Annotated in this window: 8 protein-coding genes and 2 pseudogenes; 5 read left to right on the plus strand and 5 right to left on the minus strand. The window is 70.8% G+C overall.

All coding sequences use genetic code 11. The features are described 5' to 3' along the window. The 5 genes from RUMESO_RS15050 to iolB form a co-directional block, all read left to right on the plus strand. Window positions 1–188, plus strand: a 188-nt coding sequence (locus RUMESO_RS15050; protein ID WP_037281379.1) for a 2-deoxy-5-keto-D-gluconate 6-phosphate aldolase domain-containing protein, incomplete at its 5' end; no start/stop codon positions are given. Further along, window positions 185–598 carry an OsmC family protein gene (locus RUMESO_RS15055; RefSeq protein ID WP_037281380.1) on the plus strand — a complete coding sequence of 138 codons (414 nt, stop codon included), beginning with the start codon at window positions 185–187 and terminating at the stop codon, window positions 596–598. The genes RUMESO_RS15050 and RUMESO_RS15055, both read left to right, overlap by 4 nt. A 1-nt stretch (window position 599) precedes the next feature. Then, on the plus strand, window positions 600–2432 hold the full coding sequence (gene iolD, locus RUMESO_RS15060; RefSeq protein WP_037281381.1) for a 3D-(3,5/4)-trihydroxycyclohexane-1,2-dione acylhydrolase (decyclizing): 1833 nt from the start codon (window positions 600–602) through the stop codon (window positions 2430–2432). Window positions 2433–2484: 52 nt separating this feature from the next. Then, a complete protein-coding gene (locus tag RUMESO_RS15065) occupies window positions 2485–2688 on the plus strand; it encodes a hypothetical protein (RefSeq protein ID WP_037281382.1) in 204 nt (67 codons plus the stop codon). After that, window positions 2685–3494 (plus strand): 5-deoxy-glucuronate isomerase, encoded by an 810-nt coding sequence (gene iolB / locus RUMESO_RS15070; protein WP_037281383.1) that lies wholly within the window; start codon window positions 2685–2687, stop codon window positions 3492–3494. Before RUMESO_RS15065 ends, iolB begins: the two co-directional genes overlap by 4 nt. Window positions 3495–4271: 777 nt before the next feature. On the opposite strand, the gene RUMESO_RS15075 is transcribed toward iolB, so the two are convergent. The 5 genes and pseudogenes from RUMESO_RS15075 to glgC all read right to left on the minus strand — a co-directional run bounded on the left by RUMESO_RS15075 (window position 4272) and on the right by glgC (window position 11144). Continuing rightward, a complete protein-coding gene (locus RUMESO_RS15075; protein ID WP_037281384.1) occupies window positions 4272–4676 on the minus strand; it encodes a GFA family protein in 405 nt (134 codons plus the stop codon). Next, a pseudogene (locus tag RUMESO_RS15080) lies at window positions 4663–6293 on the minus strand (alpha-D-glucose phosphate-specific phosphoglucomutase). The gene RUMESO_RS15075 and the pseudogene RUMESO_RS15080 overlap by 14 nt, the downstream one beginning before the upstream one ends. A 16-nt stretch (window positions 6294–6309) precedes the next feature. After that, a pseudogene (gene glgX / locus RUMESO_RS15085) lies at window positions 6310–8461 on the minus strand (glycogen debranching protein GlgX). After that, a complete protein-coding gene (gene glgA / locus RUMESO_RS15090; protein ID WP_037281385.1) occupies window positions 8458–9888 on the minus strand; it encodes a glycogen synthase GlgA in 1431 nt (476 codons plus the stop codon). The pseudogene glgX and the gene glgA overlap by 4 nt, the downstream one beginning before the upstream one ends. After that, window positions 9885–11144, minus strand: a complete 1260-nt coding sequence (gene glgC / locus RUMESO_RS15095) for a glucose-1-phosphate adenylyltransferase (RefSeq protein WP_037281386.1) — start codon at window positions 11142–11144, stop codon at window positions 9885–9887. Before glgC ends, glgA begins: the two co-directional genes overlap by 4 nt. Between the last annotated feature and the right edge of the window lie 21 nt (window positions 11145–11165).

The following is an 11165-nucleotide window of genomic DNA, read 5'->3' on the forward strand; positions in this document are numbered from 1 at the left end:
CCCGCCAGCCCCTCGTCAAGGGCTTCGCCGTGGGCCGCACCATCTTCGGCTCCGCCGCCCGCGCCTGGCTCAGGGGCGAGATGACCGACGAGCAGGCCGTCGCCCAGATGGCCGAGCGCTTCCGCACCCTCGCCCAGGTCTGGGACCAGGCCAGGGCGGGGCAGGGGGCCGTGGGGGCCGCCGCGTGAGCCGCACCCTGTCCATGCGCTTCCAGAACCTCCCCGGCTCCCGGGCCGGGCTGGGGCGCACGGGCACCCGGACCCTGATCGCCGACCGTCCCGACGGGGTGGCCGGCGGCCAGGGCCTCGGCTTCAACGGCGCGGAGCTTCTCGCCGCCGCGCTGGGCGGCTGCTTCTGGAACGACCTCCACTACGCCGCCGAGGCGCGGGGCATCACCCTCGGCCCCGTCGATGTCGCCGCCGAGGTCACGCTCGACGGCCACCCCCTCCGCGTGACCGCCGCCGGCATCCGCGCCCGCGTGGCCGCCGAGACCCCCGCCCAGGCCCGCGAATGCTTCGACGCGGCCTGCGCCGACTCCACCATCGCCAATTCCGTCATGGCGGCCTTCCCGGTCGCCTTCGCCTTCGAGGACCACTGACATGACGACGATCCGCCTGACCGCCGCGCAGGCCATGATCCGCTGGCTCCAGGCCCAGCTCGCCGAGGACGGCACGCCCTTCATCTCCGGCTGCTGGGCGATCTTCGGGCACGGCAACGTCGCCGGCATGGGCGAGGCGCTGCACGGCGCCCGCGACACCTTCCAGACCTATCGCGGCCACAACGAGCAGGGCATGGCCCACGCCGCCATCGCCTACGCCAAGCAGCTCGGCCGCAGCCACGCCATGATGGTGACGAGCTCCATCGGCCCCGGCGCGCTCAACATGGTGACGGCGGCGGGCCTCGCCCACGTCAACCGCCTGCCGGTGCTCTTCGTCCCCGGCGACGTCTTCGCCAACCGCGGCCCCGACCCGGTGCTCCAGCAGGTCGAGGCGTTCCACGACGGCACCGTCTCGGCCAACGACTGCTTCAAGCCGGTCAGCCGCTACTACGACCGGATCGAGCGGCCCGAGCAGCTCCTCTCCGCGCTCCCCCGCGCCATGCGCGTGATGACCGACCCCGCCGACTGCGGCCCGGTCACGCTCGCCTTCTGCCAGGACGTACAGGCCGAGGCCTACGAATGGCCCGAGTCCTTCTTCGAGACCCGCGTCTGGCGCCGCCGCCGTCCCCAGCCCGACCCGGTCGAGGTGCAGGCCGTGGCCACCCTGATCCGCAACGCCGAATCCCCGGTGATCGTCGCCGGCGGCGGCGTCCACTACGGCCACGCCACCGAGACCTTCCGCCGCTTCGTCGAGGCCACCGGCATCCCCGTGGTGGAGAGCCAGGCCGGCAAGTCCTCGCTCCCCTGGGACCACCCGCTGAACCTGGGCGCCGTGGGCGTGACCGGCACCGCGAGCGCCAACGCCACCTGCGCGCAGGCGGACCTCGTGATCGGCGTCGGCACCCGCTTCGCGGACTTCACCACCGGCTCCTGGGCGCTCTTCTCCCGCCCGAACCGCAAGCTCGCGAGCCTCAACGTCCAGGCCTACGACGCGGTGAAGCACGGCGCCGAGCCGCTCTGCGCCGATGCCGAGGCCGGACTGGAGGCGCTCCTGATCGCGCTCGGCGCCTACAAGGCCAAGCCGGTCCCCGCTTCGCTCAAGGCCGACTGGTTCGCCGACGTCGACCCGCTCACCGCTGCGCCCAAGGCCGACGACAACGCGCGCCCCACCGACCAGCAGGTCATCGGCGCCGTCCAGCGCGCCTCGGGTCCCGACACCGTGGTCATGTGCGCCGCCGGCACCATGCCCGGGGAGCTCCACAAGCTCTGGAAGGCCACGCGCCCCATGTCCTACCACATGGAATACGGCTTCTCCTGCATGGGCTACGAGGTCGCCGGCGCGCTCGGCATCAAGATGGCCGAGCCCGACCGCGACGTGATCTGCATGGTCGGCGACGGCTCCTACATGATGCTGAACAGCGAGCTCGCCGCCGCCGCGATGATGCAGGTGCCCTTCACCGTCGTCATCACCGACAACCGGGGCTACGGCTGCATCAACCGCCTGCAGATGTCGACGGGGAGCGCCGAGTTCAACAACCTCCTCGCCCACGCCCATGGCGGCCCGAACAGCAACATCGACTTCGCCGCCCACGCGGCCTCGATGGGCGCCGAGGCGGTCAAGGTCGGCGGCATCGCCGAGCTGGAGCAGGCCCTCGCCCGCCGCCATAATGCCAAGGGCCCCTACGTCGTCGTCATCGACACCGACCCCTACCCGAACACGCCGTTCGGCGGCTTCTGGTGGGACGTGGCCGTGCCGGAAGTGAGCGAGCGCAAGGAAGTCCGCGCCGCGCGCACCGGCTACGAGGCCATGGTCCGGGTGCAGGCCCGCAACTGACGCCCCCAGGGCGGCCCTGGACAGGGGCCGCCCCATCGCGGAGGAAGGCCCCATGGACAAGTTCTTCGACTTCAACCACCCCTTCTTCCGCCCGCTCTGGCTGCGCGTCCTGATCGTCGCGCTCTGCCTCGTCTGGGCCATGGTCGAGGCCGGCACCGGCGAGATGATGTGGGCGATGATCTTCGCCGCCATCGGCCTCTATGCCGGCTACGGCTTCTTCATCAACTTCAACCCGCGCGAGCCCGACGACAAATGAGCCGCCTCCTGATCCATCCGGCCGGCGAGACCGGCAAGGTCCACGACGTCACGCCCGAGAGCGCCGGCTGGGGCTACGTGGGCTTCGGCCTCTACCGCCTCCAGCCCGGCGAGCGCGCGGCGGAGCAGACCGGCGACACCGAGGTCATCCTCGTCCTCGTCGAGGGCAAGGCCCGCATCACCGGCGCGGGGCAGGACTGGGGCGAGATGGGCAACCGCATGGACGTCTTCGAGAAGACGCCGCCCCACTGCCTCTACCTGCCGAACGGGACGGACTGGGAGGCCGTCGCGACCACGCCCTGCACCCTCGCCGTCTGCGCCGCGCCCGGCAAGGGCAACTACCCGGCCCAGCGCCTTGGCCCCGAGGGGATCGAGCTCACGCCCCGCGGCAAGGGCACCAACACCCGCCATGTCAACAACATCGCCATGGAGATGCGGGACGTCGCGGACTCGCTCCTCGTCACCGAGGTCTTCACCCCGGCGGGCCACTGGTCGAGCTACCCGAGCCACCGCCACGACGAGGACGACTTCCCGAGGATGACCTACCTTGAGGAGACCTACTACATGCGCCTGAACCCCGCGCAGGGCTTCGGCATCCAGCGGGTCTACACCGAGGACGGCTCGCTCGACGAGACGATGGCGGTCAAGAACCACGACGTGACCCTCGTCCCCAAGGGCCACCACCCCTGCGGCGCGCCCTACGGCTACGAGCTCTACTACCTCAACGTCATGGCCGGCCCGCTCCGCAAGTGGCGCTTCCAGAACGACCCCGACCACGACTGGATCGCGCAGCGCGACGCGGGGTAGTGGGCCGCGACCCTCCAGCAGGGTGCGCTGCGGCGCACCTCGCGGCATCGGCCCCCGCCTCGGCTGCGTCCACCGTGGGCGGCGCCATGTCACCACGCCATGGCCGCCTCGCGCGACGGGCATCCCTGCCAGGCAGGCGCCCAGCCGCACCCGCCGGCACCTTCGGACCGCTCTGATTCGCGGCTCCTCGACGTCAGCTCGCCGGGGGCGACGCAACACCCGTGCGTGAGCCCTTTTACCAGTCGTGCCAGTCACTTACATTGAGGGTGTTGCGTGGCCACGGGGGGCAACGAACGCCCGGGTAACGCCTCATTAACCTGCCCGCCGCATCCTTCTCACATGGAGCACCGCCCCGCGACGCCTCCCTCCCGGCCCGCTCAAGACCTCACAGCAGGAGAGCGCTTGCGCCGGAGGAGGCCTCAAGGATCGGGGCTCCCCTCGGCAGGGGCTTTGGACGGCCAGCCCCTCGCCAGGACCAACATGACCATCCATGTCCGGGGCTCCGGCCCTTTGCCCTGCGTGCAAAGGCGGAGAGAGGCTCCACGGACGAGAGCTCTTTGAACCGAAGGCGCGGGCCCCCTTCGGCCTGGGAGGCGTCAGGCGAGGCGCCGCAAAGACCCAGCCGCCGCGGGCCGAAGCCCGCCCCCCGCAGCCTGGGCCTCAGCCACCCGGCCTGCGGCCACCGGACAAGACCAGGGCGCGGTCATCCACGCAGCCCGGTGACTGTCCGGACCCGACTCTCGCGCGCTCCTCGCCGCGCGCGAGCCCCTCTCTCCGTCAGAACTCCCGGTGCTGCGGCAGGTCGTCCGTGATCGTTAACCACGGCGCCTTGGAGCCCACCATGATGTGCATCTGGATCGGCAGCGATGGCGCGTCGGTCAGCGTCCCGTAGGTCACATGCGCCCACGTTCCCTCGCGCACGATGCTGTAGAGGAGCGACCCGCAGTCGCGGCAGCGGAGGTCATGGGTCCCGTCCGGCTCGCCCACCACGAGCAGCCGGTCCTGCCCCCGCGTCAGCCGGACCTTCTCCACCTCGATTCCGCCCATGGGCTTGAACGCCGACCCCATGGCCTTCCGGCAGCGCGAGCAGTGGCAGTTCATCGCATACTTGAAGTCGTCCTCGACCTCGTAGCCCACCGCCCCGCAGAGGCATCCGCCCCTCAGCCGTTCAGGTGACGACATCGGGCCCCTCGCGCCCGGTGTGCCGCCGGATCCCGGCGATCCCGTCCGCCGCCTGCGCGATGGGCGCCAGCGCCTCGGCCGGGTCCCGGTCCAGCCGCGACGGATCGGTCTCCAGCGCCTCCAGGTAGACCCGCAGCGTCGCGCCCACCGTCCCGGTCCCCGACAGCCGGAACACCACGCGCCCGCCGCCCTCGAAGCCGATGCGCAGCCCCTGCCGCTCCGACCGCGAGCCGTCCACCGGATCGTCGTAGGCGAACTCGTCGGCGCTCGCGACCGTCAGCCCGGCAAAGCTCTTCCCCGGCAGCGACGGCAGCGCCGCCCGCAGCCCATCGTAGAGAGCGTTGGCCTTCTCGGTCTCCACGTCCTCGTAGTCGTGCCGCGAGTAGTAGTTGCGCCCGTAGGTCCGCCAATGCTCCTCCATCAGCGCCTTCACGGACTGCTTCGTGTCCGCGAGGATGTTGAGCCACAGCAGCACCGCCCAGAGCCCGTCCTTCTCCCTTACGTGGTCCGAGCCCGTCCCCGCCGACTCCTCGCCGCAGAGCGTCACCTTCCCGGCATCGAGGAGGTTCCCGAAGAACTTCCACCCCGTCGGCGTCTCGTAGCAGGCCATCCCCTTCGCGGCCGCGACCCGGTCCACCGCCCCCGAGGTCGGCATCGACCGCGCCACGCCCTTGAGGCCGCCCCGATACCCCGGCGCCCGATGCGCGTGGGCCGCCAGCAGCGCCAGCGAATCCGACGGCGTCACGTAGACCCCCTTGCCGAGGATCATGTTCCGGTCGCCATCCCCGTCCGAGGCCGCCCCGAAGTCCGGCGCGTCCGGCGCCATCATCGCGTCCACCAGCTCCTTGGCCCAGATCGGGTTCGGGTCCGGATGCCCGCCGCCGAAGTCCGGCGAAGGCACGGCGTTGACCACCGTCCCCTCCGGCGCCCCAAGCCGCCCCTCCAGGATGTCCTTCGCATAGGGCCCCGTCACTGCGTGCATCGCATCGAACCGCGCCCGGAAGCCGCCGGCGAACAGCGCCCGGATCGCGTCGAAGTCGAAGAGCCGCTCCATCAGCGCCGCATAGTCCTCGACCGGATCGACCACCTCGACCGCCATGTCGCCGAGCCGCGTCTCCCCCAGCTTGGACAGGTCCACGTCCTGCCCGACGAGGATGCGGTATTCCGCGATCCCCCTGGTCGCCTCGAAGATGCGGTCCGTCACGTTCTCCGGCGCCGGCCCCCCGTTCGGCGTGTTGTACTTGAGCCCGAAGTCGGCGTCCTCGCCGCCGGGGTTGTGCGAGGCCGACAGGATCAGCCCGCCGTCCGTGCCCCTCTGCCGGATCAGGTTCGACGCCGCCGGCGTGGAGAGCAGCGCCCCCCGCCCGACGATCACCCGCTTGGCCCCGTTCGCCGCCGCCATCCTCAGGATCACCTGCGAGGCGCGGTCGTTGAAGTAGCGCCCGTCGCCCCCAGCACGAGGGTCTTGCCCTCGACGCCCCCGATCCCGTCGAAGATCGACTGGACGTAGTTCTCCAGGAAGTGCGGCTCCATGAAGACCCGCGTCCTCTTCCTCAGCCCGCTGGTGCCCGGCTTCTGGCCGCCGATGGGGGTGGTGCGGACGGTCGCGATCTCCATGATGGGCCTCTCCTCCTCAGGGGCGCGGGACGATGGGCTGGGGCTCGAGCGCCAGCACCACCACCGAATCGGCGGCGACCTGCACGGCACGCGAGGCGCGGTGGGGCACGAGGCCGGGCCGGGCGGTGTCCACATGGAGCACCCAGCACCGGTCGAGCGGCAGCTCGGGCAGCATCACCAGATCCGGGCCGCCCACGTTGAAGATGGCGAAGAGCGCATCCTCGCGATGCGCGCGGGCCAGGTAGTCGGGCGTCCCCGAGGCGACGCGCATCTCGGCCGCGATCAGCTTCTGGCCCAGGTTGTTCCAGTCGGGTTCCGACATCACCTCGCCGTCGGCCCGGCGCCAGAAGAGGTCCACCTGCCCGTCGATCACGCGGGACCGCGAATGCAGGAAGCGCTTCTGCCGCAGGATCGGGTGGCGCCTGCGGAAGGCGACGATGCGGCGGCAGAACTCCAAGAACTCCGCATCGGCGTGATCCCAGTCCACCCAGCCGGTCTCGTTGTCCTGGCAGTAGGCGTTGTTGTTGCCGCGCTGGGAGTTGCCGAGCTCGTCCCCTGCCAGGATCATCGGCGTGCCCTGCGCCAGCATCAGCGTCGCCATCATGTTCCGCCGCCGCCGCGCCCGCGCGGCGTTGATCGCGGCGTCCTGCGTCGGTCCCTCGATGCCCAGGTCGTCCGAGTTGTTGTGCGAGTGCCCGTCGCGGTTCCCCTCGCCATTGGCCTCGTTCCGCTTCTCCCGGTAGGAGACGAGGTCCATCAGCGTGAAGCCGTCATGCGCGGTCAGGAAGTTGACCGAGGAGGTCGCCGCCCGCCCGTCGTGGTCGAACTTGAGCGCCGAGCCCGAGATCCGCATGGCGAGCTTGCGGGTCATGTCCGGGTCGCCCCGCCAGTAGCGGCGCACCTGGTCGCGGAACTTGTCGTTCCATTCGAGGAACGGCGCCGGGAAGGCGCCGAGCTGGTAGCCCCCCGGTCCCCGACCGTCCCAGGGCTCCGGGCGATCAGCTTCAGCCGCCCCAGCCACCGGGTCCTGCCGCAGGGCCTGGAGAAAGGGGTGGTTCCGGTCGAAGCCCCGCATGGTCCGCCCCAGGGAGGTGGCGAGGTCGAAGCGGAAGCCGTCCACGCGCATCGCCGTGGCCCAGTGGCGCAAGCTGTCCATGACCATCCGCATGACGAACGGGTGGTCCATGTTGAGCATGTTCCCGGTGCCCGTGTCGTCGATGTAGTAGCGGGGGCTCTCGGCCAGCCGGTAGTAGCTGGCGTTGTCGATGCCGCGGAAGCTCAGCGTGGGCCCCATCTGGTTGCCCTCGCAGGTGTGGTTGTAGACCACGTCGAGGATCACCTCGAGCCCCGCCGCATGGAACCGCCGGACCATCTCCTGGACGTCCGAGAGCTGCCCCGTCGTCATGTAGCGCGGCTCGGGCGCGAAGAAGCCCAGGGTCATGTAGCCCCCAGTAGTTCCTGAGGCCCTTCTCCACGAGGAAGCGGTCGTCCACGAAGGCCTGCACCGGCAGGAGCTCCACGGTCGTGACGCCGAGCTTCACGAGGTGGTCGAGCACCGGGTCCGAGGCCATCGCCGCGAAGGTGCCCGGCTCCGCGATGTCGCGACGCCCCATGGTCAGGCCCTTCACATGGGCCTCGTAGATCACCGTCTCGGTCGGCGGCCGGTCGGGCCGCCGGTCCGTGCCCCAGTCGAAGCCCGGGTCCGTCACCACGCCGCGCGGCACGAAGTTGGACGAGTCGCGCGTGTCGAAGGTAAGGTCCCCATGCCGCGAGGCGGTGTCGTAGCCGTAGAGCGCGTCGTCCCAGGTGACGGCCCCGGCGATCCGCATGGCATAGGGATCGAGCAGGAGCTTGTGGGGGTTGAAGCGGTGCCCCTCGTCGGGGCGGTAGGGGCCGTGGACGCGGTAGCCGTAGGCCTGCCCCGGCATCAGCCCCGGCACGTAGCCGTGCCAGACATGGCCGTCACGCTCGGGCAGGTCGATCCACTCGGCCTCCCAGCGGCCATCGGGCGAGAACAGGCAGAGCGTGACGCGCGTCGCGTGCTGGGAGAAGAGGGCGAAGTTCACGCCCTCGCCGTCCCAGGTCGCGCCCAGCGGGTCGGGGCGGCCGCCCACGATCGCGCCGTGGGACAGCGTCCCGCTCGCCGTGATCTGCCCTTGGGGTTTCATGCGCGACGGGTCACATCCTGGAAGAGCCGGGCGTAGGCCTTGGCCGAGCTCTGCCAGCCTACAGGCTGGGCCATCGCATTCGCCTGCATCCGTGTCCAGACGTTGACGTCCGCGTAAAGCCTGCACAGATGCGCGAGCGCCGCACGCAGGGCGTCGGCGGTCACGGGATGGAACTGCAGCCCGGTCGCCACGCCCGCGGACAGCGCGGCCGGCGAGGCGTTGATGACCGTGTCGGCCAGACCCCCGGTCAGCGCCACCACCGGGATCGTCCCGTAGCGCAGCCCGTACATCTGCGTGAGCCCGCAGGGCTCGAAGCGCGACGGCACCAGGATCGCGTCGCCGCCGGCCATCATCCGGTGCGACAGCGCCTCGTCGTAGCCAAGCCGGACGCCCACCTGCCCCCCCTGGGCGGCGTTGCGGAAGGCCTCCTCCATCCAGCCCTCGCCCGAGCCCAGCAGCGCGAGCTGCCCGCCGTTCGACAGCAGCGTGGGCAGCGCCTCGATCAGCAGGTCGAGCCCCTTCTGTGAGGTCAGCCGCGAGACCACGACGCAGAGCGGCCCGTCGGACTCGGGCAGCCCGAACTCGGCGCGCAGCGCGGCCTTGTTCGCGGCCTTGCCCTCCGGCTGGGCGTAGGAGGTCACCGCCGGGTCCGTCGCCGGGTCCCAGACCGCCTCGTCGATGCCGTTGAGGATTCCCACGAGGTCGTCGCGCCGCTCGCGCATGATCCCGTCGAGGCCCATGCCGAACTCGGGGCGCAGGAGCTCCTCGGCGTAGGTGGGCGAGACGGTGGTGAGCTTGTCCGCCCCGACGAGGCCCGCCTTCAGCGCCGAGATGCGCCCCCAGAACTCGTAGCCGTCGGGGGTGAAGCGCTCGGGATCGAGCCGCAGCGAGGCGATGCGGGTCGGCGGCGCGAGGCCGTGGAAGGCCATGTTGTGGATGGTGAGGACCGTGCCCGTCCGCTCCCGCGCGCCCTGGGCGCGGAGGTAGTCCGGCACCAGCCCCGCCTGCCAGTCGTGGCAGTGGATCACGTCCGGCCGCCAGCCCGCGACGCCCTCGGCGGCGACGCGCGCCGCCATCCAGCAGAGGCCCGCGAAGCGCTCCGGGTTGTCGGACCAGTCGTGCCCGTCGGCGCCCAGGTAGATGGATCCCGTGCGGTCGTAGAGGTGCGGCGCCTCCACCACGAGGAGGGAGAGCCCGGCGGCGGTCGCGGCGATCAGGTTGGCGTGGCCCCCGAAGAGGTCCCAGTCCTCCATCACCGTCCCCTCGCGGGCGAGCGCGTCCAGCACCGCCGGGTAGCCCGGCAGCATCACCCGCATCTCCACCCCCTCCGGGGCGAGCGCGGCGGGAAGGGCCCCCACCACGTCGGCGAGCCCCCCCGTCTTGACGAGCGGCGCGCATTCGGAGGCGACCGACAGGACCCGGGTCATCTCGATGCGTCTCGGCGGTCCAGCATCTCCTTCGTGATGAGGGTGATGCCGCTGTCCGTGACGCGGAACCACTTCGCGTCCTCGGCTGGGTCCTCGCCCACCACGAGCCCCTCGGGGATGACGACGCCCTTGTCGATCACCACGCGGTGCAGGCGGGCGTGCCGGTTCACGGTCACGTAGGGCAGCACCACCGCATGATCGAGCACGGCGAAGGAGTTGGTGTGGACCTGCGTGAAGAGGAGCGAGTTCCTGACCTCGGTCCCCGAGATGATGCAGCCGCCCGACACCATCGAGGAGACCGCGCTGCCCCGCCGTCCCTCCTCGTCATGGATGAACTTGGCGGGCGGGGTCATCTCCGAATAGGTCCAGATGGGCCAGTCCTGGTCCCAGAGGTTCAGGTCGGGGATGAAGTTGGTGAGGTCGATGTTCGCCTGCCAGTAGGCGTCCACGGTCCCCACGTCCTTCCAGTAGGCCGGCGCGCCCGGATCGCGCACGCAGGAGTCGTCGAAGCGGTGCGCCCGCGCCGCGCCGCGCGCCACCAGCGCCGGGATCAGGTCGTTGCCGAAGTCGTGGGAGGAGTTCGGGTCCTGCGCGTCCTTGAGGAGCCACTCCTTCAGGAACGGCCAGGAAAAGACGTAGATGCCCATCGAGGCCAGCGCGAGGTTCGGGTCCTCGGGCGTCGCCGGCGGGTCCTTGGGCTTCTCGAGGAAGCTCGTGATCTTGTTGGACGCGTCCACCGCCATGACGCCGAAGGCGGTCGCCTCCTGACGCGGCACGGTCAGGCAGCCGATCGTCACGTCCGCGCCGCTCTCGACGTGCTCGCGCAGCATGACCTCGTAGTCCATCTTGTAGATGTGGTCGCCGGCCAGGATGATGATGAAGTCGACGTCGTAGCTGTCCACGATGTCGATGTTCTGCGTCACCGCGTCGGCCGTGCCCCGGTACCAGCTCTCCTCGTCCATGCGCTGCGAGGCGGGCAGGATGTCGAGGAACTCGTTCCTCTCCGCCCGGAAGAAGTTCCAGCCGCGCTGCAGGTGCCGGATCAGCGAGTGCGACTTGTACTGCGTGGCCACCGCGATCTTGCGGATGCCGGAATTCATCGCGTTCGACAGCGCGAAGTCGACGATCCGCGCCTTGCCGCCGAAGTAGACGGCGGGCTTCACCCGCCGGTCGGTGAGCTCGCGCAGCCGCGAGCCCCGTCCGCCGGCCAGGACGAAGGCCATGGACCTCTGCGTCAGTCTCCGTCGTTGCGGCATGATGAGGGGCCTCCCAACCCG

Source organism: Rubellimicrobium mesophilum DSM 19309 (genome assembly GCF_000600335.2).
Lineage (GTDB): Bacteria > Pseudomonadota > Alphaproteobacteria > Rhodobacterales > Rhodobacteraceae > Rubellimicrobium > Rubellimicrobium mesophilum.